Source organism: Bradyrhizobium sp. G127 (assembly GCF_021502575.1).
GTDB lineage: Bacteria > Pseudomonadota > Alphaproteobacteria > Rhizobiales > Xanthobacteraceae > Afipia.
On sequence record NZ_JAKFGN010000001.1, the window covers coordinates 855,190 to 876,384 of the forward strand.

The 21,195-nt window shown below is 62.8% G+C and carries 19 protein-coding genes; 6 read left to right on the forward strand and 13 right to left on the reverse strand.

Translation table 11 applies throughout. From position 1 onward, the window contains the following. Window positions 1-114 precede the first annotated feature (114 nt). Window positions 115-1,860, reverse strand: a complete 1,746-nt coding sequence (locus tag LVY71_RS04105) for an ABC transporter ATP-binding protein/permease (protein WP_235098439.1) — start codon at window positions 1,858-1,860, stop codon at window positions 115-117. Window positions 1,861-2,157: 297 nt separating this feature from the next. On the opposite strand from LVY71_RS04105, the gene LVY71_RS04110 reads away from it, so the two are divergent. Beyond that, window positions 2,158-3,822: an L-lactate permease gene (locus LVY71_RS04110; protein ID WP_235098442.1), complete on the forward strand. Its 1,665-nt coding sequence runs from the start codon at window positions 2,158-2,160 to the stop codon at window positions 3,820-3,822. Window positions 3,823-3,990: 168 nt separating this feature from the next. After that, window positions 3,991-4,395 (forward strand): META domain-containing protein, encoded by a 405-nt coding sequence (locus LVY71_RS04115; protein WP_235098444.1) that lies wholly within the window; start codon window positions 3,991-3,993, stop codon window positions 4,393-4,395. Window positions 4,396-4,597: 202 nt separating this feature from the next. Here the strand turns inward: LVY71_RS04115 and LVY71_RS04120 are convergent, their stop codons facing one another. From LVY71_RS04120 to groES, 4 genes are all read right to left on the reverse strand, one after another. Continuing rightward, a complete protein-coding gene (locus tag LVY71_RS04120) occupies window positions 4,598-6,142 on the reverse strand; it encodes a phytoene desaturase family protein (RefSeq protein ID WP_235098446.1) in 1,545 nt (514 codons plus the stop codon). Window positions 6,143-6,177: 35 nt separating this feature from the next. Further along, window positions 6,178-7,380, reverse strand: a complete 1,203-nt coding sequence (locus tag LVY71_RS04125; RefSeq protein ID WP_235098447.1) for a hypothetical protein — start codon at window positions 7,378-7,380, stop codon at window positions 6,178-6,180. 307 nt (window positions 7,381-7,687) lie between these two features. Then, window positions 7,688-9,340, reverse strand: a complete 1,653-nt coding sequence (gene groL / locus LVY71_RS04130) for a chaperonin GroEL (protein WP_235098449.1) — start codon at window positions 9,338-9,340, stop codon at window positions 7,688-7,690. A gap of 109 nt (window positions 9,341-9,449) precedes the next feature. After that, window positions 9,450-9,746, reverse strand: coding sequence for a co-chaperone GroES (groES, locus tag LVY71_RS04135; protein ID WP_235098451.1), 297 nt, complete (start codon window positions 9,744-9,746; stop codon window positions 9,450-9,452). Between the two features lie 318 nt (window positions 9,747-10,064). On the opposite strand from groES, the gene LVY71_RS04140 reads away from it, so the two are divergent. Then, the gene (locus LVY71_RS04140; protein WP_235098453.1) at window positions 10,065-10,598 is read left to right on the forward strand and encodes a hypothetical protein; all 534 of its coding nucleotides are present in this window, start codon (window positions 10,065-10,067) and stop codon (window positions 10,596-10,598) included. Window positions 10,599-10,824: 226 nt separating this feature from the next. Here LVY71_RS04140 and LVY71_RS04145 read toward each other — a convergent pair whose 3' ends face one another. Next, on the reverse strand, window positions 10,825-11,595 hold the full coding sequence (locus LVY71_RS04145) for a protein phosphatase CheZ (protein ID WP_235098455.1): 771 nt from the start codon (window positions 11,593-11,595) through the stop codon (window positions 10,825-10,827). 290 nt (window positions 11,596-11,885) lie between these two features. Here LVY71_RS04145 and LVY71_RS04150 point away from each other — a divergent pair, with 290 nt between their 5' ends. Further along, window positions 11,886-12,695, forward strand: coding sequence for a L,D-transpeptidase (locus LVY71_RS04150; RefSeq protein WP_235098456.1), 810 nt, complete (start codon window positions 11,886-11,888; stop codon window positions 12,693-12,695). Between the two features lie 66 nt (window positions 12,696-12,761). On the opposite strand, the gene LVY71_RS04155 is transcribed toward LVY71_RS04150, so the two are convergent. From LVY71_RS04155 to LVY71_RS04180, 6 genes are all read right to left on the reverse strand, one after another. Beyond that, window positions 12,762-13,583 (reverse strand): DUF2076 domain-containing protein, encoded by an 822-nt coding sequence (locus tag LVY71_RS04155; RefSeq protein WP_235098458.1) that lies wholly within the window; start codon window positions 13,581-13,583, stop codon window positions 12,762-12,764. Window positions 13,584-13,726: 143 nt separating this feature from the next. Continuing rightward, a complete protein-coding gene (locus LVY71_RS04160) occupies window positions 13,727-14,578 on the reverse strand; it encodes a ChbG/HpnK family deacetylase (RefSeq protein WP_235098460.1) in 852 nt (283 codons plus the stop codon). Beyond that, complete coding sequence (locus LVY71_RS04165; RefSeq protein WP_235098462.1) at window positions 14,575-15,624, reverse strand: glycosyltransferase family 2 protein; 1,050 nt, start codon at window positions 15,622-15,624, stop codon at window positions 14,575-14,577. Before LVY71_RS04165 ends, LVY71_RS04160 begins: the two co-directional genes overlap by 4 nt. Window positions 15,625-15,736: 112 nt before the next feature. Beyond that, entirely contained in the window at window positions 15,737-16,714 is a 978-nt protein-coding gene (gene hisG / locus LVY71_RS04170) for an ATP phosphoribosyltransferase (protein ID WP_235098463.1), read from the reverse strand. Next, window positions 16,711-17,853: an ATP phosphoribosyltransferase regulatory subunit gene (locus LVY71_RS04175; protein WP_235098465.1), complete on the reverse strand. Its 1,143-nt coding sequence runs from the start codon at window positions 17,851-17,853 to the stop codon at window positions 16,711-16,713. Before LVY71_RS04175 ends, hisG begins: the two co-directional genes overlap by 4 nt. 116 nt (window positions 17,854-17,969) lie before the next feature. Then, a complete protein-coding gene (locus tag LVY71_RS04180; RefSeq protein ID WP_235098468.1) occupies window positions 17,970-18,728 on the reverse strand; it encodes a 16S rRNA (uracil(1498)-N(3))-methyltransferase in 759 nt (252 codons plus the stop codon). A 162-nt stretch (window positions 18,729-18,890) separates the two neighbouring features. Between LVY71_RS04180 and LVY71_RS04185 the strand changes: the two genes are divergently transcribed. Together LVY71_RS04185 and ubiA are read left to right on the forward strand one after the other, a co-directional pair. Further along, entirely contained in the window at window positions 18,891-19,589 is a 699-nt protein-coding gene (locus LVY71_RS04185) for a hypothetical protein (RefSeq protein ID WP_235098470.1), read from the forward strand. Between the two features lie 95 nt (window positions 19,590-19,684). After that, window positions 19,685-20,617 carry a 4-hydroxybenzoate octaprenyltransferase gene (gene ubiA / locus LVY71_RS04190; protein WP_235098473.1) on the forward strand — a complete coding sequence of 311 codons (933 nt, stop codon included), beginning with the start codon at window positions 19,685-19,687 and terminating at the stop codon, window positions 20,615-20,617. A gap of 3 nt (window positions 20,618-20,620) precedes the next feature. Here the strand turns inward: ubiA and LVY71_RS04195 are convergent, their stop codons facing one another. Further along, window positions 20,621-21,151, reverse strand: a complete 531-nt coding sequence (locus LVY71_RS04195) for a DUF6101 family protein (RefSeq protein ID WP_283842502.1) — start codon at window positions 21,149-21,151, stop codon at window positions 20,621-20,623. Window positions 21,152-21,195: the final 44 nt, after the last annotated feature.

Consider the following 21,195-nt stretch of genomic DNA (forward strand, 5'->3'; position numbering starts at 1 on the left):
GTGCGATGCCGACGGCTACGACAACTCCAGCTCTGAGCCTGGGTTGTCGGTACTGTGCCTTGGCCGGAGCATGAGTTATGGCAGGCTATGGCCGTGCTTCGCGAGGCGACAGGGTCATGCCGCTGGCACCCGTTCGCCGCCGCCCAGCGTGAATTGTTCGCCGTCGCGCACCAGCGCTACATGCCGCTGATGGAAGGCATCGAGGGTGCTGCGGTGGCCGATCGAGACGATGGTAGTGTCGGGCAGTTTTTCCCCGATCAGGCGATAGAGCAGCGCCTCCGACGGCTCATCCAGCGAGGCTGTCGCTTCATCAAGGAAAAGATATTGAGGCGCTTGCAGCAGTGCCCGTGCGATGCCAAGGCGCTGTTGCTCACCAAGCGACAGCGTTCTGTTCCAGTGTCCGTGTTCGGCAAGCCGGGTTGCGAGCGCCGGCAATCCGACGAGGGTCAGGACTTCGCAGAGTCGTTCGTCGCTGTATGTGCCGTCCCGCGCAGGATAGGTGATCGCGGATGCCAGCGCGCCGACCGGAAAATAAGGACGCTGTGGCAGCATCATCAAGGATGCCCCCTTCGGAATTGAGATGTCGCCCTTGCCGAATGGCCAGATGCCGGCGATGGCGCGAAACAGCGTGGACTTGCCGGAGCCGGACGGCCCGGTGAGCAGTGTGCGCTCGCCGCTCTGCACTCTGAAGCCCGATGTCTCAATCAAGGGCCTGCCGTTTGGCAATTTGAGCAGCAGTTCGTCGAGGCGGATCGCGCTGGCATCGGCTGCGGTCACGGTGCGAATCGAATCCGGGCTTTCGGCCAGCGTTTTCGCTGCCGTGATTCCCGCTTCGAATCCGTCGAGCCGGCCGACCACGGCCTGCCACTCGGCGAGCGTGCGATAGGTTGTGATGAAGAAGGACAGTGCGCCCTGCACGCTGCCGAAGGCCGAGGCAGTCTGCATCATGCCGCCGAGTTGCATTTTGCCGGCGAAATAGGCGGGTGCGACCAAGATGAAAGGGAAGATCACGGATGCCTGCGAGTAGCTCGCGGTGAAGGCGGTCACTTTCTTCGTGCGGCTCATGATGCCGAGCCAGTTATCGACGACGGCGCCGAAGCGTCCAAGCAGGCGGTCGCGCTCGGCATTGTCGCCGTCCAGCAGGGCGATCTGCTCAGAGTTCTCGCGGACGCGCACCAGATTGAAGCGAAAGTCCGCTTCGTATTGCTGCTGCCTGTAGTCCAGCCCGACCAGAGGTTTGCCGATCAGGTGCGTCAGCCATGTTCCAAGAACGGCATAGATCAGAGCGCCCCAGACCATGTAGCCCGGAAAGTCGATGTCCTTGCCGAACAGGTGTAACGGTGCCGCGCTCGACAGCGTCCAGAGGATCACCACAAACGAGGCGAGCGTCACGATGGAGTTCAAAAGCCCGACGCCGATGTTCAGCGTGCGGTCGACGAACAGCTTGACGTCGTCGGTGATGCGTTGATCCGGGTTGTCCGCGGCGTCGCCCTGAAGCTGCATCCGGTAATGGGTGGCGTCGTGAAGCCAGTCGCCGAGATAACGCTCGGTCATCCACTTGCGCCAGCGGATCTGGAGCCACTGGTTGAGGTAGAACTGATAGACGGCGATGGCGATGAAGATGGTGACGATGACGGTGAAGTAGATGATCTCGGAAACGAAGCTGTCCCAGTTGTGCTCTTGCAGCGCGTTGTAGAAGCGGTTGTTCCACGAATTCAGCAGGACGTTGATCCACACCGTCGCCAGTTCGATCACGATTACCGCGGCGAGCAAGCCGCGGCCGGCCCATTTGTCCTCGGAACGGAAGTAGGGTGCCGCAATCCGCCACACCGTCTTGAGCGTCGAGCCGATACCATTCACAGAATTCTTCTCCTTGGATGCGCCGCAAAGCGCTGATAAATATCAGAAATTCCAAAAGCTAGACTAAAGTCGCAAAATGCCAGCCCTGCGGCATCTTGTCCATTGTGCGGTGTTCACTCTAGCATGCGGCCGACGGCGAAGGCTGGGGAGCCGTTCATTTAGCGGCATTGTGAGCGTTTTGGGGCTTGGACCAGCGCTTGCGGTTTTCATCACACGCTTGTGCTCTCCGGCGTGCACGCGCGCTGACCAACCACGCTCTGGTTAGGCGCTTCAACAATGACGTGGGGAGGAACTGCAATGTGGAATCAAATCTATAATCCGCTCGGCAATGCCGCGCTGTCGACGATCGCGGCCGCGGTGCCGGTCGTTGCGCTGCTCTTGATGATCGCCAGCGGCAAGGTCAAGGCACACATCGCAGCGCTGATCGCGTTGATCATCGCCAACATCATCACGATTTTCGTCTTCACGATGCCGGCCGGCATGTCGATCCGCGCGTCCCTGCTTGGTGTCGTCGTTGGTTTCTTCCCGATCGGCTGGATCGTGCTGAACGTTATCTTCCTGTACCGTATTACGGTCGAGACGGGACGTTTCGAACTGCTGCAGCGCGCCATCGGCGGCGTCACCACGGACCGCCGTCTGCAGTTGCTGCTGATCGCGTTTTCGTTCGGCGCGTTCTTTGAAGGCGCTTCCGGTTTCGGCACGCCTGTCGCGATCACCGGCGCAGTCTTGATCGGTCTCGGCTTCTCGCCGCTCGCGGCGTCGGGCCTGTCGCTGATCGCCAACACCGCCCCCGTGGCTTACGGCGCGCTCGGCACGCCGATCCAGGGCCTCGCGTCCGTCACGGGCTTCGATCCGTACGTTCTCGGCGCCATGGTCGGACGCCAGTTGCCGCTGTTTTCTCTGATCGTCCCGTTCTGGGTCATCTGGGCGTTCGCCGGATGGCGCGGCATGATGCAGGTCTGGCCGGCTATTCTCGTGACGGCGGTGTCGTTCGCGGTCCCGCAGTTCGTGATCTCGAACTACATCAACCCGTGGATCGTCGACATCGGCGCATCGCTGATCTCGATGGGCGCGCTGATCCTGTTCCTGAAAGTCTGGCAGCCGAAGGAGCTTTGGACATCACCGGCGCTGCGCGGCAAGGATGAGTCGGCGGCGACGATGAAACCGGCTAAGCCGCTGGACACGACGCCGCTGTCGCAGGCGCAACTCTGGAGCGCCATGCTGCCGTGGATCATCGTCTGCGTGGTCATGCTGATCTGGGGCAACGGCGCGTTCAAGACCTGGGCGAACTCGATCTTCACCTGGAATTATCCCGTTCCCGACCTGCACAACATGATCAACAAGGTGCCGCCGGTGGCAGTGAAGCCAACGCCGGAAGGCGCGGTGTTCTCGTTCACCTACCTGTCCTTCACCGGCACGGGAATGCTGATCGCGGCGCTCATCTCGGGCTTCCTGATGGGCTTCTCGCCGGCCAAGCTGATCGGCGAATACGGCCGCACCATCAAGGTCTGCGCGATTTCGCTGATCACGATCTCGGCGATGCTGGCGATCGGCACCCTGACGCGCCTGTCGGGCGTCGATGCGACGCTGGGTCTCGCATTCGCGGCAACCGGCGTGTTGTATCCGTTCTTCGGCACGCTGCTTGGCTGGTTGGGTGTGGCGCTGACCGGATCCGACACGGCATCGAACGTGCTGTTCGGCAACTTGCAGAAGATCACGTCTGAGCAGCTCGGCATTTCGCCGATCCTGATGGCGGCGGCGAACTCGTCCGGCGGCGTCATGGGCAAGATGATCGACGCCCAGTCCATCGTGGTGGCTTCCACCGCGACCAACTGGTACGGCCATGAAGGCTCGATCCTGCGCTACGTCTTCCTGCACTCGATCGTACTGGCCTGCTTGGTTGGCCTGTTCGTGACGTTGCAGGCTTACGTCTATCCGTTCACGGAGATGGTGATCAAGTAACGTCGCCTTCGCGGTCATTGCATCATCCCCGCGGCGCCAGCCGCGGGGATTTTGTTTGGCCTTTTGTTCCTCGCAGTCGCGCGCAATTTGGGCAGCCTGCGCACTGGAAAAGCCGTGCCTGACCGTCTAGAACCTCGCGCAATCGACAACGTGCGAAGGTCTTCGGTCATGACGGTTCTGCGACATGCGGCATTCGGTCTTGTTCTCGCGGCCAGCATGGCGGGACACGCAACGGCCTATGCCGCCAGCGAGTTTCCGTTCGGCCTGGAAATGACTCTCGAGGCGCGTCCGCAGCCGGGATCGAAACGGATTCCACGGCTCGAGATCGGCGACAATGGCGAGGCGCAGCTCGACCTGTGGTGCAAGGCGGGCAAGGGCCAGTTCTCGGTGGCCAACAACACCGTCATCTTCGTTCCCGGCCCGATGCAGGACGGCGGCTGTTCGCCCGAGCGCGCGCAGGCCGACGATGCGCTGGTGAATGCTCTCGCCGAAGCGGCGACATGGACGCGGCAGGGCGATGTCGTGTCGTTCGTTGGTGCTGCGACGCTACGGTTCCGGTTGAATACGAATTGAACGCCCTCTCCGAACATCCGGAGAGATTGGGGAAACACTGATTTCTCTTCATGTCGTCCTGGCGCAGGCCGGGACCCATACTCCCTGAATCCGATGTTTCGGCTCAGTGGTTGTTGCGGTTTTCTTTTTGGGATCGCGAAGATGATGGTTATGGGTCCCGGCCTGCGCCGGGACGACGAAAGAAAAATCGCGCACTTGTCGTTCAGCCCTCCCGCAAGATCATGTCCGCGCAGGCGCCGGCCGACTGGATCACGCCGGTATAGCCGCCGAAGCCTGCATAGGCCGACGCAAGATAAAGGCCCGGGACCGCTGTTGCGGGCGTCTGTTTCCTCAAATCTAACAGTGAGCGCGGGGGTGTGGGTGCGAAACCATAGACCGCACCCTGCGGCGCGCCGAGATATGTTTTGACCGACAGCGCGGTGTTGAACGACGAGGCGACCACGGCAGCCGCCAAGCCGGGATAAATTCCGTCGAGATAGGCCACGATGGCATCCTGCCAGCGCGCGCGCTTGGCGCGATACGCGTCCTGGTCGCTATCCTCCCAGTTCATAAGAGAATCGGGCCCCACCACCGACAGCACATAGGGCGGTGCGGGGACGCCGGAGTCGATCGCTGCATAATCGACGAGGGCAAGCGGCGGCATGCGCTGGCCCGGTTCGCTCGCCATGAGCGTCGTGCCTTGCACGTAATCATCGAAGGTCGTCATCCAGTCCGGCAGCAGTTGTGTCGAATAGCTGGTGATGCCGAATGTGGACGGCGGTGCGGACAGGCCGAGGGTCAGCGCGAACAGCGAGATCGAGCGTTGCCGTGGGCCATAGGCGGCGGCGAGCTTCGCGCCGCTGGCCTCGGGCAGCAGCGCGGCCAGTATTTCCGGCGCGGCGTTGCCGATGATGCGTGCAGTGTCCACGGTCTGCGGATCACTGCCGTCTTTCGCTGCATGGGTGAGGCTTGTGACGCGGCCGCTTGCATCGACGGCGATGGCGCTGGCCACCCGCCGCAGGATGACGTCGCTGCCCGCGGTCTTGATGGCGCGCGCCAGCGCGCTGGAGAGCCGCTGGGATCCGCCTTGCACGTAGCGGCCGCCGCTCAACAGGTAACCACCCTGGGCGACGGCGAAGAACACCCACCATGTCGTCGTCGGATCGTCGTGGTAATAGGACAGGTTGGCGGCCAGCGCCGCCTTGACGGCTTCGTTGTCGCCGAACGTGCGGTCGAGCTTTTGCGACAGCGACAGATTCCAGTCCCGAATGGCCGGGAGAAGTTTTCTCAACGCTCCAAAGGCCCGCCGCGGATTTCGGAACGCGCTTCTGCCACGCGACAGCGTTCCCATCGCGGCTGCGACCTGCTCCATCTCGCCCAGCAACCGCGTGATGCCATCGCGGGTTTCGGGAAACCGCTCCGTCAAAGCGCGCCGGGCGGCGTCGAAATTGTCGGGCAGCATCAGCGGCGCGCCCACCGGGCCGCCACGCACCTCGTAAAATGTGCCCGAGGGGATCCATTGCACGGCACCTAGCACGCCGGCTCGTGTCAGAGGCTCGTGTTTGGGATCGCGCGGGTCGTGCGGATCGCTGGTCTCGTGCAGCGAACCTTCGACGAACAGATCGCCGACCTTGTAACTGGATGCTGCGCCGCCAACCGAATTGCTGCGCTCGACCACCAGCACCTTGCGGCCTGCACGCGCGAGGATCGCGCCGGCAGTGAGGCCGCCGAGGCCTGCGCCAATGATGACCGCATCGTAGCGCGCCATGCGCTAACCAGCCTCGGGGCGAGTGGGCGCGGGGATCATTTCCACGATGCCTTGTCGGTGTCCCAGCGTTGTCCCTTCAATTGAGCCGCGATCGCCTTGATCATTCCGTCGTCGTCGTTGAACGTGCTTTCTTCCTCGCCGCCGGCATTGTCGGAGAACTGCAGGCGTGGGCCGGGCGTCTCGTCCGTGGTCTTGCTGGAGGGAACGGCAAGCCAGACGATCAGGTGGTCAGAGGTGCCGGGCTTGTCCGGGCTGACCAGCGCGGTGATCTCCAACGTCTCGGTCAGATCCAGCGCGGGCGCCAGCTGGCTCGGGCGCTTCAAGGTAAAGGTGAATTCGCCGGTGGCATCGTTCCACGCCGATGTTCCGGGCTTCGCGGACATGACCTTGGCGGCCGTGGCTGTGAGTGCAGCGGCGAATTTGTCGCGATTCAGTTTTCCGCCGTCGCTCCATTCGCCGGCGGCAAACCGGATCGCGCGTTCCATGTCATAGGTGCCGGAGGTCCAGCCGGCGGCGGTCACGCCCGTCGCCGTCTTCAGGCTCGCGACCAGCGCGGGGGCGCGCGCGGGATCGGCCACCAGACGCAACACCTGATAACCCGAGCGCAGCGCGTTGCAATCGGTGGCGATGCTGTCGAGTGCGATCTGGACGTTCTGGGTCTTCAGGCTCTTGACGAGTTCGGCGAAATTCTCGCGCTTGACCCGGACCGCGACCGATTGCGGCGACACCTGGGTGAAATCCTTCGGCGCTTCGCTGAGGTCGTCATCGACCACCTGCGATTGCTGGAATTCGTTCTCGTCGACATCGGCGTTGTCCGGTGATGACACCGAATTGGGGACGGTTCCGAGCGTGATCTTGCCGTCGAACGATGTCGATTTGCTGCCCTTGCGGATCAGGCTGACCGTGACCGGCGTCTTGTTCTCGAAGCTCTGTCCGCTGCCGCTGAGCTTCTCGCCTTCAACCTTCAAATCGATGGCGAAGCGGTCCTTACGATCCGAGGTGGTCGATACCGAATAGCAGACATCGAGCAGGGCCGAGACCACCTTGCCGCCCTGCCGCGTTTCCTTGATGAAGGCGTCTACCGGCAGATCGCCGAGAAGATCGCCCAGCGAGTTGAAATAGCGCACGTCGCTCGCAGCCGGTGCCACCTTTGCATCCTTGGCCGCCTGGGCATGGGCTGCCGTCCACGATCCTGCGCCCAGAAGAGCGACGGTGCAGCCAATCATCAATGCGCGCATAATCTCGATCCTGAATCGCGGAATTGCCAGTGGAGTAGATTTGACATTCGCGTCATGCCTTGCGGTTGCTTTGCAACGCGAATGTCAAATCCAAACTCCACTAAAAACTTATAGTTGCTAGTGGTCCTTTGATTTCAACATTCGCAAAGATGCTCGTTGAAATGGGAAGCGAATGTTGGAATCGGACCACTGGTCGCCGGACAATCTCAAAACCGGGACGGATTGTCGCGGCATTTCTTGACGTCAGACAACAAAAAAGGCCGCCCGCAGGCGGCCTTTGCTGTCGTTAAAGCGAAGACGGTGGGCTTTAAAAGCCCATGCCACCCATTCCGCCCATGCCACCCATTCCGCCGCCGCCCGGCATTGCCGGAGCTGCTTCCTTCGGCAGTTCCGCGACCATGGCTTCGGTGGTGACAAGGAGACCGGCAACCGAGGCCGCGTCCTGCAAGGCGGTGCGAACCACCTTGGCCGGATCGATAATGCCCTTGGCGACCATGTCGACATACTCTTCGTTCTGCGCGTCGAAGCCGAAGGTTTCGCTCTTGTTGTCGAGGATCTTGCCGACAACGATGGAACCTTCGACGCCGGCGTTCTCGGAGATCTGGCGGATCGGAGCTTCCAGCGCCTTCAGCACGATGTTAATGCCGGCCTGCACGTCGGAGTTGTCGTTGTTGATGCGGCCGACGGCCTTCTTGGCGCGCAGCAGCGCGGTTCCGCCGCCCGGCACGATGCCTTCCTGAACGGCGGCGCGGGTGGCGTTGAGCGCATCCTCGACGCGATCCTTCTTTTCCTTCACTTCGATCTCGGTGGCACCGCCGACGCGAATGATCGCGACGCCGCCGGCGAGCTTGGCCAGACGTTCCTGGAGCTTCTCGCGGTCGTAGTCCGAGGTAGTTTCCTCGACCTGCGCCTTGATCTGGTTCACCCGCGCCTCGATGTCAGGCTTCTTGCCTGCGCCGTTGACGATGGTGGTGTTCTCCTTGTCGATCACGACCTTCTTTGCGCGGCCGAGCATCTTCACGGTGACGTTCTCGAGCTTCATGCCGAGATCGTCGGAGATCAACTGACCGCCGGTCAGGATCGCGATGTCTTCCAGCATGGCCTTGCGGCGATCGCCGAAGCCCGGAGCTTTCACGGCCGCGACCTTGAGGCCGCCGCGCAGGCGGTTCACCACCAGCGTGGCTAAGGCTTCGCCTTCGATGTCCTCGGCGATGATCAGCAGCGGCTTACCGGTCTGAACCACGGCTTCGAGCACGGGCAGCATGGCCTGAAGGCCGGAGAGCTTCTTCTCGTGCAGCAGCACGTAAGCGTCTTCCAGCTCGGCGGTCATCTTCTCGGGATTGGTGACGAAGTAGGGCGAGAGATAGCCGCGGTCGAACTGCATGCCTTCGACGATGTCGACTTCGGTATCGAGCGACTTGGCTTCCTCGACCGTGATGACACCCTCGTTGCCGACCTTCTGCATCGCCTTGGCGATCATGGAGCCGATGGTGGCGTCGCCGTTGGCCGAGATAGTGCCGATTTGGGCGATTTCAGCGGAGGAGGCAACCGGCTTGGCGCGCTTCTCGATGTCCTTGATGACGGCGGCAACCGCGATGTCGATGCCGCGCTTGAGATCCATCGGATTCATGCCGGCGGCGACGGACTTTGCGCCTTCGCGCACGATGGCCTGAGCCAGCACGGTGGCGGTGGTGGTGCCGTCGCCCGCGGTGTCGTTGGTCTTGCTGGCGACTTCACGCAGCATCTGCGCGCCCATGTTCTCGAACTTGTCCTCCAGTTCGATTTCCTTGGCGACGGTAACGCCGTCCTTGGTGATGCGCGGTGCGCCGAAACTCTTGTCGATCACGACGTTGCGGCCCTTGGGACCCAGCGTGACCTTGACCGCGTTGGCGAGAATGTCGACGCCGCGCAGCATGCGGTCGCGTGCGTCGCCGGAAAATTTGACGTCCTTGGCAGCCATTGGAATTTACTCCTGATAATGTGGGTTTCCGTCACCCTGAGGTGCGAGCGCAATGCGCAGTCTCGAAGGATGACGGTCGATGTCGGTTCAATGGGAGGCGAGAACGTCCTTACTTCAGGACGCCCATGATGTCGGACTCCTTCATGATGAGGAGTTCTTCTCCGTCGAGCTTCACTTCGGTGCCCGACCATTTGCCGAACAGCACGGTATCGCCGGCCTTGAGATCAATCGGGATCAGCTTGCCAGCTTCGTCGCGGCCGCCGGGACCGACGGCGACCACCCGACCCTGCGAGGGCTTTTCCTTGGCGCTGTCGGGAATGATGATGCCGCCTTTGGTCTTCTCTTCGGCGTCGATGCGCTTGACGACGACACGATCATGCAGCGGGCGAAAAGTTGTCTTGGCCATCGGATGTCCTTTAGGCGTTGCTTGTAAAATTTGACGTGCGGTGGGGCGCGGGCCGTGGATAATGGGGGCATGGCTACCCCCTTGAGGGATGAAGCCTTGCCCTTAGCAATCGCGCTCCGAGAGTGCTAAAGACGGCTCGGGAATATTGGTTGCAGCCGATCCTGTCAAGCGAGGCTCTTAAGGCCTTGGTGAGGCCAATATAGGATGATCTGGAAACCATTCAGGGGACGCAGCGTATTGACGGGGGTCAGCTTGCGCAGCGTGAACGGCGGTTCTGTCGGTCTGGCAGGCGGCCACGTGTTCTTGCCGGGAGACACCATGACCACAATGAACGAACGAAGCAGCGCCTCCAAAATTATCACGTTGGCGGCCTTATCGGTGCTGTCAGGTTTTCTCGGTGCGTGCGGCGGGGGTGGTTTCGGCGGATTCAGCGGGTTTGGCGGGGGACAGGCTACGGTGCAAGAACCGGCGGCGGCTCCCGAAATTCCCGCGACCATCCGTGCAGATGAGATTGTCGGACGCTGGGGGCTCGCCTCGTTCCACAAGCCGGACGATCGCGTCCGTACCGAAGCAGCGGCGCGCGGCCAGTGCAAGAATCCCTATGTGATTGGCCAGGGCGCTACCGGCGGCGTCATCATGCATCTGCCGGATGAAGCGACCCCGCAGGAACTGCGCCTCAAGGGCAGCCAGAGCGGCAAGAACTACATCGGGCCGGCCGGTCCCGCCGGTGGAGAGAAGGATCGCGAGATCGTATCCTTCGATGGACGTGTGTTGATGACCCGGTTCATCGACAAGGATGCGTCCGGCCGTTACGGAACCATGGTCTATGTCCGCTGCGCGCCTCGCGCCTGAGGGCAGGGGCTGGTTCTGACCATCGAATGAACTGCGAGACAGCGGGGAAGGATGCGACTGTCACCATCCCCGGGTCAGCCCGCATAGCGCCGTTGGCGCCTGAAACACGACCCGAGGGCAGTTCTGAAAACAAGAAACCCGGAAACGGGTCCGGGTTTCTGCATCCTGATTGTGTTTCAAGGTTCTGATCTGGTTCGAACGCCGGTGTCGGCTTTCGGGGCGTGTCCTAGTTGAACATCGCGTCGATGTCGTCCTGCGATGCATGTCCCACATCATCGAGACCCTTCGGGCCGTTCAGGAGACGGGCATCGCCGACACGGGTGTCGAGGATCGCGGGCGCGTGCTGCTTGATCGCGTCAACGCCGCCCCAGATCTCCATCATGACGGTGATGTGATGCTCGATGAACTTCATCGTGGTCATCACCTTGCTGATGCGCTGGCCGGTAAGGTCCTGAAAGTTGCATGCCTCGAAAATGCTGACCACGCGCTCGAGGATTTCCTCGCTGAGCCGGGCGTGCTGATCCGGCGATGACGTCTTGCCGAGGGCGGTGGCCGCCTGATCGATCGCTTCCGCTGCTTCCAGAATCTGCTGGGTGGCTTCTTCGGTGCCGCCGACCACAGCGCCGAGTTCACCGGTGACTTTCGACATCTCGTCGCCGCTGAAGCTGTTGCCGTGGAGCACGGCGATTTCCTGCTTGGTGCGGGTGATGGCGTCATGGATGAGATCAAGCTCGACCTTGAGCTTTTCGCATTGCTCGATCTGCGCGCGATAGCTCGCGAGAAGCTGCTGGGCCGCCGTCAGATCCTGCGCCGAGGGAGCGTCTTCCTGTTCTGCAGCGGGGCCGCGATGGTGAGACGCCATCTGCGCGCGAATGGCGCGCAATTCGCTCATGATCTGGTGATGATGCGGATTAACGTCGCTGTCGTCTTGGTCAATGATAGGCATGTCGCCGGACTGCATGGTCTCGATCCGATATCGTTTGCGCTGAATAGCCATTGGTCTCCCCAATCCCTGATGCAGCGTTTGTAACCCGGTGTCATTTAACGCGAAGTTTCAGGCGGAACTGTTCTCTTCATGAGATGAAAGCCGCCGCATACCGACGGTTAACCATGCGGCGGCGGCATTCATCGAAAATAAACGCTGTCGGCAGGAACACCGCGGACATGCGGACGTGGTGAATCCAAAACCCGGTTTTGTTTACCAAACCGACGCGAATTGAAACTTAAATGGATCGAGTTCAGGCGCGCTGTCCGCGCGTCAACGACGAAACAGTGCAGAGTACGTCGATGTCCAGAAAAGTATCCCTCGCGCTTGTCGCCGGCGCGGTGTGTCTCGGCGCTAGTTCAATTCAGGCTTTTGCTTTTGACGACGACATGCCGGGCGAAAATCCCCGGGTGATCTATGCGCGGCCGCAGGGCAGTCCGCCGATGCCGATCCGGGTTGCCTATCAGGAGCGATCCAGAATGGGCGGCGGCTTCATCGAATTCCTGTTCAGCGGCGGGCAATCGGGCGACCCCGGCTATGCGCAGCCGCGGTACGAACAGCACGATGAGCCGATGCCGTCACGCGGCGGCCTGCCGCCGATGGACCCGCAGTACCGTCAGGAGATGCGGCAGGGTGACGTTTCGATCGAGCCGGGCCGTCCCGGGATAGATCCGAAATTCGAGAAGCAGGTGGTTGAATACAACAGGGGACATGCACCCGGAACGCTGGTGATCGATACGCCGAACAAATTTCTCTATCTCGTGCAGGGCGGCGGCAAGGCGCTACGCTACGGCATCGGCGTCGGCAAGCCGGGTTTCACCTGGTCAGGCGTGAAGACGATCTCTGCCAAGAAGGAATGGCCGGCCTGGACGCCGCCGCCGGAAATGCTCAAGCGCCGTCCCGATCTGCCGCGCCACATGGAAGGCGGGCCGGAAAATCCGCTCGGCGCCCGCGCGATGTATCTCGGCACCTCGCTGTATCGTATCCACGGTTCCAACGAGCCATGGACGATAGGTACCAATGTGTCGTCGGGCTGCATCCGGATGCGCAACGAGGACGTGATCGATCTGTATGGCCGCGTCCCTGTCGGCACCAAGGTCGTCGTGATCTGAACGAAACCGAAATCAAAAACGGCCGCTGGTTTCAGCGGCCGTTTTCATTTCTGCTAACGGAGGCGATCAGGCGAAATCGCTGTCGCCGTCATCGAAGTCGCCGGAATCGTAGTCGTCGTCATCGTCCTGATCCTGGTCTTGGTCCTGATCGGCATCCGCCTGCGCCTGGTCGTAGGAGCTCTGACGCTGGCTGTCGCCGCCGCTCTTGCCGACGTCATTGACGCCGGCATCGCGTGCGAGATCGCTGGATGACGAGCCGCTGTCCCACGGGCTCTTGCTCGCGCCCCCATCGGCGGTATTGCCGAAACCCTGCTGATGCGATCCGCCGCCCATCAGGCCGCGGATGCTGTTCATCAGCATCGATCCGCCGATAACGCCGGCAGCCGTCGCTGCGGCGGTGCCGAGAAACGATCCACCGCCGGTATTGCCGCCACCGAACAGTCCGCCGCCGGGATTTCCAGACCTGCCATCATTATTAGGCCGAGGATCATTCATGCGCGGATCGTCAGCCGCTCGTGCGTTGCCGAGCGCCTCACCGCTGTTCCAGACCGGCCCACGCTGCGCGCCATAGCCGTCGCCGGGACGGACGCTCGGCACCGAACCACGGCCCTGACCGGGTCCGAGAATCGCATCGCGCATGGAATCGAGAAAGCCGCCGGACGGGCGCGGCTCCTGTTCGCCGCCTTCCAGTTCCTGAATGCGGGCGTTGGCGCGCTTCAAGGCTTCATCCTGCACCAGCACCGTCTGCACCAGCGCGTAGACGGCATTTGGCGCACGGCGCAGCCCCTGCATGATTGCAGTTTCCGCGTCCGGCTCGCGCGGTGACGTCTCGAGCTTGGCGAGACGGTCGAACAGATCGTCAACCAGTTGGCGTTCCTGCGGCGTCATGATTCCCTCCTCAAGCATCCGGCATGCGAATGCGCGTCATGATGTAACGCCGCATTGTGTCGCCAGAAGCCCCGGCGTGGATTAAATTTAGGAAAGCCGCTGTCCGAAGTGCGACAAAACGACTTAGGCGTTGCGTTGAACTTTCAAGCGCGATCGAGCGTGACGTTGTTCGCAGTGAGCAGTTGGGGAAAGTGGTCGCTCGCGAGATAGGCATATTCCCGTTCGCGCTGATGGGTGACGTTGTCGACGCTGACGAGCGTTTCGTCCACGAAACCGGGATGGCACATCACGAGGCCGCCGCTTGGCAGGCCCTCGAGAAACCCCTGCATGGCGAGACCGAACTCGCCGCCGCGGACCATGTCATAGGCGCCAGCAAAGCCGGAATTGAACGCAACGCCTGCGCGCGCGCTTTTGCTGCGGAAGGTATCGCTCAGCGTATCCAGCAGCAGCGCTTTCGGATTGTTCAGCCGCCGGGCCAGCGGCAAGCTGCGGCCGCACTGGCGCACCCAGGCGCCGGGCGCGGCGTCCTTCACCGCGGCGAGGAATGCATCACGGATTTGCGGAAACAGTTGGACATGCTGGTGGCCGTCGACGTAATCCGGCGGGCGGCCGAACATTCGCCGGAAGGCGGCGATCTGCGCCAGCAGTTCGGCCTGAATGATCTCCCGATCGAGTTGCCGCAGCAGGCTCGTGCGCAGCAGTCTGCCGAGCGGCAGGAACTGGCCGCCGTCGAGCGGCTTGAAATGCATGGTGAGCGGACTGAACGGCGCGGTCAGTGTCGCGTGCAATCCGACCGCGCAGTCGGGATTTGCGGCAACCGCCTGGGTTAGTGCGTCGATTTCAGCGCGGTCGATCGCCGAGGCCACCACCATCACCGATGTGGCGTTGAGTCTTTTCTTGTCGATGAGGTCGCGGATCGCGCGGTTGACGCCGGGGCTCATGCCGTAGTCGTCGGCACACAGCCAGATGCGGCGCGGCGGCGTCTCCACGTTCATTCAGCCGCGGTCTGTGGCGTCTTGTCGGCGACGGCGGAGGCGTCGGCGCTTTTCACGCTGTGCTCCGCCACGAAGTAGATCGGGCGCGCCTTGATCTCGGACAGGATCTTGCCGATGTACTCGCCCATCACGCCGATCATGATGAGCTGTACGCCGCCGATAGTCATCAGGCCGACCACGAGCGACGGATAACCGGGAACGGATTTACCGCTGACGACGGTCTCCCAGAGAATGGACAGGCCGAACAGGAAGGCGACTGTGGCGAGCAGCAGGCCGAGCAGGCTCGCCACGCGCAGCGGCGCCACCGAGAACGACGTCAGGCCTTCGATGGAGAGGCCGAGCAAGTGGCCGGGGCTGAACGTGGTGACGCCATGGGCGCGTGCTTCGGGTTCGTAATCGACGCGGATCTGCCTGAAGCCGATCCAGCTCGCGAGGCCCTTGAAGAAGCGGTTGCGCTCGGGAAGCTGCCGCAGTGCCGCCGCCGCGCGCGGCGACAGCAGGCGGAAGTCGCCGGCATCCTCGGGAATCTTTTGCCGTGATCCCCAGTTGATCAGGCTGTAGAACGTGCGAACGCCCATGCGCCGCAGGATGGATTCGTTGTCGCGGTGTGCTTTCGCCGTATAGACGACATCGTAGCCGTCATCGATCCAGTGGCTGACCAGTTGCTGCACCAGTTCGGGAGCGTGCTGGCCGTCGCCGTCCATGAACAGCACTGCGCCGCGGCGGGCATGATCGAGCCCCGCCATCAGCGCCGCTTCCTTGCCGAAATTGCGCGACAGCGACACCACCTGCACGTCGATCGCTTTGGGCGGCAGGCCGCGCGCGATGCTCAGTGTCGCATCGGCCGATCCGTCGTCCACATAGACCACCTCGCAGGCCAGGCCGTACCTTTGCCGGAGCGTTCCCGCGAGCACGCACAGCCGCTCGTGCAGCAGCGCCAGACCCGCCGCTTCGTTGTAGGCGGGCACGACAATCGAAAGGCCCGCAGCCGCCGAAGTGTGGCTGCTGCCTCCTGACAGGTTCGAAACATCGGCGCTCGGCGTCATCGGTCAGCTTCCAGTCACAACGTACGCAGCATCATATGGTAATTGCAGCGGCCTGTCGCCAAGGGCAGGTCTGTGGCGGTTGGTTGCACCGCCGCAAGCGCGGGCCTTGAACTTACTGCCCAAGGAATGCCTGAAGTTTGGCGAACAGCGGATTCTCGCGATCGAACACGTAGTCCAGCGAGGCGATCGAAACGGTTTCTGCGCCGTGGTCGCGCAGGAAACTTCCCAGCGCATAGAGCTGCGCTGGCGGGCAGTGCAGCGTCACCATGCCCGACGAAGTCGGACCACCGAACGGCGACACCACGCCGTACTTGTTATGGGCCTCGGCCAGCAGCGCATCGTTGCAGCCCGAGAAGCGTGTGCGGACTTCCTTGTACTTGCGGGCGCGGGCGCTGGCGGCGATGTGGTCGAGGATGATCCGCGCCGTCTCGCGTGCGCTGTCCGACCAGTCGGCGTCGCGCGAAGCCACCAGGTTGGCATGGCTGCGCAGCATCACGCCGTCGTCGAGCACCTTCAGCCCGTTGGCGGCGAGGGTTGCGCCGGTGGTGGTGATGTCCACGATCAGTTCGGCCGTGCCTGCGGCGGGTGCGCCTTCGGTGGCGCCGGCGCTTTCCACGATGCGGTAATCGACGACGCCCTGAGCGGCGAAGAAGTTGCGCGTCAGATTGATGTATTTGGTCGCCACCCGCATCCGGTGATTGTGCTGGGCGCGGAACGAGGTCGCGACGTCGTCGAGGTCCGCCATGGTGCGGACGTCGATCCACGCCTGCGGCACCGCGACCACGACATTGGCGCTGCCGAAGCCGAGGCTTTCGATCAGCATGACGCGCTTGTCGGCATCGTGGATGCTTTCGCGGATCAGGTCCTCGCCGGTGATGCCGAGGTGAACCGCGCCGCGCGCGAGCTGTGCCGCGATCTCGCTGGCCGAGAGATAGGCGATCTCGACATTGTCGAGGCTGGGAATCGTCCCGCGATATTCCCGCGCGCCGCGCGGCTTGGCGAGGGTCAGGTTGGCCCGCGCGAAGAAGGCTTCCGCGTTTTCCTGCAGGCGTCCCTTCGACGGGACTGCGACGACGAATGGCGGGCTCATGATGCGCTCCCTTGCGAAAGCGCTTCGATCCAGATCGAGAACCCTACCGCTGGAATGGGTTCGCGCGCGCCGAGCCGCGTCAGCAGCCCATCATAGCGTCCGCCGCCGACCAAGGGCTCCGCGCCGCTGCCCTTGGCGTGCAGTTCGAATTCGAAGCCGGTGTAGTAATCGAGGCCGCGTCCGAACGCCGTGGAAAAGCGGATAACCTTGGTGTCGATGCCGCGCTTGACCATGAAGTCTGTGCGGCGCTCGAACTGATCGATGGCGGCGCTGAGGTTAAGCTTTGCATCGGAGGCCAGCGCGCGCAGTTGCCTGGCCGCGCCATCCGGTTCGCCCGCGATGCCGAGAAAGCGTTCGATCAGGTTCAATGCGTCGCGCGGCAGCGCGCCGCCCTTCAGTGTGGATTGTTCGAGAAAGCGGTCGGCGATTTCGGACACCGTGCGGCCGCCGACATTGCTGGTGCCGGCAATCGACATCAGGTCGGTAACGAGCGCCAGCGCTGCTTTGCGGTCGGAGCCGGCGAGCGCCGCCAGCACGCCTTCATATTCGTTGCGGGTCTTGCCGGTTTCCAGCGTAAGGCGTTGCAGGTCCTGCGCGAGGCTGACCTTGCGGTTGAAATCCTTGATGAGCCGCCGCTTCCAGACCGGATAGAGATCGAGCGCGTCGATCAGCGCCGCGAACAGGGCGACATCGCCGGTGCGAATATCGACGTTCTTGACTCCGAAGGTGGCTGCGGCTTCAAGGCCGAGCGCGAGCATTTCGGCATCGGCCGCGGCGCGATCCTGACGGCCGAAGGATTCCACGCCGGCCTGGTTGAATTCACTGGCCTGTCCGCCGCGATAGCGGAAAACCGGACCGAGATAGAAGAATCCCGCTGGTGCGCCTGCTTGTTTCGAGGCGAGATAGTCGCGCGCCACTGGAATGGTGAGATCCGGCCGCAGGCACAGTTCCTCTCCTGTCGCATCGGTGGTGAGGTAGAGGCTCTTGCGAATGTCTTCGCCGGACAGATCGAGAAACGGCTCTGCCGGTTGCAGGATCGGCGGTCGCGCATGGGTATAGCCAGCCCGCGCAAATGTTTGCAGCAGGGCGTCCGCCTGTGCGGCGGACCCGGTCGCGGTTGCGGCACTGGTCTGGCTCATTATCGTTGTCCAAAGGGGGGTAAAGGCTTGAATCGGCAGTCCCTTAGCACGGGAATGGCGGGGTTTCGACGACGATCCGGAAAAGGGCTTAATAGGAGGTCTTCCGGAATGCAACCTTAGCGCGCATCCGGTTGTCTCCAATCGCCGAGTGCGGTCTGGACCACGGCCAGCGCCGCGACCGCTGCGGTATCGGCGCGCAGGATGCGCGGACCGAGCGCGAGCCGCACGATGCGAGGCTGTTTCAGCAACAGGGTGCGCTCTTCCTCGGCAAATCCACCCTCGGGGCCGATCAGCACGTCGATTCCCGGCGCTGCTGTTCCGGCCTGTGTGAGAGCCTTTGCTGGATCGGCCGTCGGCGCGTCTTCGTCGCAGAACACCAGCAGACGCTGACCGTCGCGCGACCCAAGCCAGCGCTCCAGCGGTTCCGGATCGCATACGCTGGCGAGGCTGAGAATGCCGCATTGTTCCGCCGCCTCGATGACATTGGCACGCATGCGCTCGACATTGACCCGGCTGGCCTGTGTGAACCGTGTCGTCACCGGCACCAGCGCTGCGGCGCCCATTTCAACGGCTTTCTGCACCATGTAGTCGAGCCGCGCATGTTTGAGCGGCGCAAAGACGTAATGCAGATCGGGCAGGTGGTCCTGCTCGCGGGTCCGGCTTACGATCTCAGCGCGATCCGGGCGCTTGCGGCCAGCGAGCGTGGCCTGCCATTCGCCGTCACGGCCGTTGAACACCAGCACGGTAGCGCCCGCCGCAAGCCGCAGCACGTTGCCGAGATAATTGGTTTGATCCCGATCGAGCGCGATGCCGGCGCCGGCTGCAAGCGGCGCATCGACGAAAAGGCGGGGGCTGCGGAAGTCGAGTTTGGGCATTACAGATCCATGGATGTTCCGCGTTCTAGCCTAAAGGTTGCAAATTGGCAGCGATTTGCGTGGTGAACCGCCGCGCTGCCGCCAAATTCGTCGGGTTGTTAACGGGCGGCGGGAATCGTAGAAGATCACCAGGAACACTGGCGTCCCGCCGGAGGAGAACCTGTGACTGCCGCTCGCTTTATCCTGTCGCTGACTGCCGCAGCGTTCGTCATGCAAGCCGCTGACGTCCGCGCACAAGGCGCATTTCCGGCGCCGCTGCCGGGGCAGACGGCTGCGCCCGCCGGCTCTTCACCGTTCCCCCCTGTGGGAGCTGCGCCGGCCGCGTCTCCGTTCCCGCCCGTGAACGGCGCAACCGCAGCCCCGGCAAGACCGGCTCCGTCACCGAGCGCATTCTCGACCGGCGCTCCGCCCGTTGGCGGTGGCGGCTTTGGCGGGGCACCGCAGGCCGGTCCACCGCCCGGTGCTGAAGAGTGTCAGAAGGGTTTCATGCCGCTGCGCGCGGACGCCGAGGCCAAGGCCAAGGCGATTCAGGCCGCCGGCAAGCGCAAGGCTCCGCCGCAGGAAGCCTGCAAACTGATCGGCAATTTCGCGCAGGCCGAAGTCAAGATGATCAAGTTCGTCGAAGCCAATGCGCAAAAGTGCGGCATTCCGGCTCAGGTCGGCGAGCAGATGAAGAAGGGCCATGCCAACACCTCTCAGTTGCAGCAGAGGGTTTGCTCCGCCGCGGCACAAGGTCCGGCGGGACCGGCAGGCCCGAGCCTGAGCGAGGCGCTCGGCTCGGCATCGCTTCCGGAAGCCAAGCCGTTGAAGAAGGGCGGCAGCACCTTCGACACGCTGAACGGAAATGTCCTCACCCGGTGATTTGCGGAAGGTCGGATTCGGTTCTGGCTTCTTGACGCGTTTTCCTGACGCGAACCGGTACCCCCGTCGCTCGAAAATGCGATAGAAGGCTTGGCATGAGCAACGCCGCAGCCCCCGTCGCCGATTCCACCTCGAACTGGGTCGATACCCATGCGCCGCTATGGGCGCGACCCTATCTGCGGCTCTCTCGTTTCGATCGGCCAATTGGCTGGTGGCTCTTGCTGCTGCCATGCTGGTGGTCGGCGGCATTGGCTTCGGGCATTGCGCACGATGTGCGCAGGTTACCGCTCGTGCTCGCGCTGTTCTTCATCGGCGCGGTGGTGATGCGCGGCGCAGGATGCACCTGGAACGACATCACGGATCGGAATCTCGACGCGCAGGTGGAGCGCACCCGGTCGCGACCGATCCCGGCGGGTCAGGTCACAGTCACGCAGGCGGCGATCTTTCTGGTGGCGCAGGCGCTGGTCGGTCTCGCGGTGCTGCTGCAATTCAACGGTTTCGCGATCCTGACCGGCATCGGCTCGCTCGCCATCGTCGCCATCTATCCTTTCATGAAGCGCATCACCTACTGGCCGCAGGTGACCTTGGGTCTCGCGTTTTCATGGGGCGCGCTGATGGGGTTCGCGGTTATACTCGGCCGGATCGATGCAACGGCGATCATACTGTATGCCGGATCGATCTCTTGGGTGATCGCCTACGACACGATCTACGCTCATCAGGATACCGAGGACGACGTGCTGGTCGGCATCAAGTCGACGGCGCTGCTGTTCGGCGAACGGACGCAGCTTGCGCTGACGATTTTCTACAGCCTTGCGGTGGTGCTGATCGGTGTGGCTCTGGCGCGCGGCGGATCGCAATGGCCGGCGTGGATCGGACTGGCAGCCTTCGCCGCGCAGCTGTTATGGCAGGTGCGGATGATTCAAATTGATGACTCGGCGCTGTGCCTGCGGTTGTTCAAGTCGAATCGCGATGCGGGGCTGCTGCTGTTCGCGGGGTTGCTCTTGGATGCAGTGCTGCGCAGTTCCTGATGTTCAATACCGCGCGATGATCTCGCGCTCGCCGCGATAAATCGGCGGCTCCATTGCAGCTCGACCTGCCTTGCGGCGCACGAGAAATTTCGGACGGCGATCCTTGATGACATTGCGGCGGCGCCGGCGCGGAGCGGGTTGACGAGCGTCACCTGCTTCATCCTCGATCTGCGGCAGCGCGAACATATCGCCCCACATCTGCCACGCCTGATCGAGCTGCAATTCGTCTGTCGTGACGAGCAGCGGCACCGACAGCGATGGATCGCGGTGAACCAGAATCAGCGCGCGTCCGTCGTTGGTTTCGCGGCAGGCGATGCCGAGAAATTCGCTGACACGGACATTGATCGCCATGCGGATGCCGCCGACGGCACGGCGCACGGTGACGCGTTCGCGATGGATTTCGATATGCCTGACGCCGCCATCGGCGCGGCCATCGCGCGCCTCAAAGCTGACCGGCAAAGAATGGGGGTCGAGCTGCAACATGCAGCTCGACCCGACGGGTTGCACCCCGCCGACTCCGAATTGACGCCTCAAGATTTTATCTCCCACGCCGGAATTATGTTCCCGGTCGATGGGAG

Excerpts from the sequence above, each read along its gene's own strand:
- ubiA (WP_235098473.1), top strand. The coding sequence starts at position 19,685 with ATGAGCAACGCCGCAGCCCCCGTCGCCGATTCCACCTCGAACTGGGTC.
- hisG (WP_235098463.1), bottom strand. The coding sequence starts at position 16,714 with ATGAGCCCGCCATTCGTCGTCGCAGTCCCGTCGAAGGGACGCCTGCAG.
- LVY71_RS04165 (WP_235098462.1), bottom strand. The coding sequence starts at position 15,624 with ATGACGCCGAGCGCCGATGTTTCGAACCTGTCAGGAGGCAGCAGCCAC.
- LVY71_RS04155 (WP_235098458.1), bottom strand. The coding sequence starts at position 13,583 with ATGACGCCGCAGGAACGCCAACTGGTTGACGATCTGTTCGACCGTCTC.
- LVY71_RS04120 (WP_235098446.1), bottom strand. The coding sequence starts at position 6,142 with ATGGCGCGCTACGATGCGGTCATCATTGGCGCAGGCCTCGGCGGCCTC.
- LVY71_RS04150 (WP_235098456.1), top strand. The coding sequence starts at position 11,886 with ATGTCCAGAAAAGTATCCCTCGCGCTTGTCGCCGGCGCGGTGTGTCTC.
- LVY71_RS04160 (WP_235098460.1), bottom strand. The coding sequence starts at position 14,578 with ATGAACGTGGAGACGCCGCCGCGCCGCATCTGGCTGTGTGCCGACGAC.
- LVY71_RS04140 (WP_235098453.1), top strand. The coding sequence starts at position 10,065 with ATGACCACAATGAACGAACGAAGCAGCGCCTCCAAAATTATCACGTTG.
- LVY71_RS04145 (WP_235098455.1), bottom strand. The coding sequence starts at position 11,595 with ATGGCTATTCAGCGCAAACGATATCGGATCGAGACCATGCAGTCCGGC.
- LVY71_RS04110 (WP_235098442.1), top strand. The coding sequence starts at position 2,158 with ATGTGGAATCAAATCTATAATCCGCTCGGCAATGCCGCGCTGTCGACG.
- LVY71_RS04180 (WP_235098468.1), bottom strand. The coding sequence starts at position 18,728 with ATGCCCAAACTCGACTTCCGCAGCCCCCGCCTTTTCGTCGATGCGCCG.
- LVY71_RS04115 (WP_235098444.1), top strand. The coding sequence starts at position 3,991 with ATGACGGTTCTGCGACATGCGGCATTCGGTCTTGTTCTCGCGGCCAGC.
- LVY71_RS04125 (WP_235098447.1), bottom strand. The coding sequence starts at position 7,380 with ATGCGCGCATTGATGATTGGCTGCACCGTCGCTCTTCTGGGCGCAGGA.
- groES (WP_235098451.1), bottom strand. The coding sequence starts at position 9,746 with ATGGCCAAGACAACTTTTCGCCCGCTGCATGATCGTGTCGTCGTCAAG.
- LVY71_RS04175 (WP_235098465.1), bottom strand. The coding sequence starts at position 17,853 with ATGAGCCAGACCAGTGCCGCAACCGCGACCGGGTCCGCCGCACAGGCG.
- groL (WP_235098449.1), bottom strand. The coding sequence starts at position 9,340 with ATGGCTGCCAAGGACGTCAAATTTTCCGGCGACGCACGCGACCGCATG.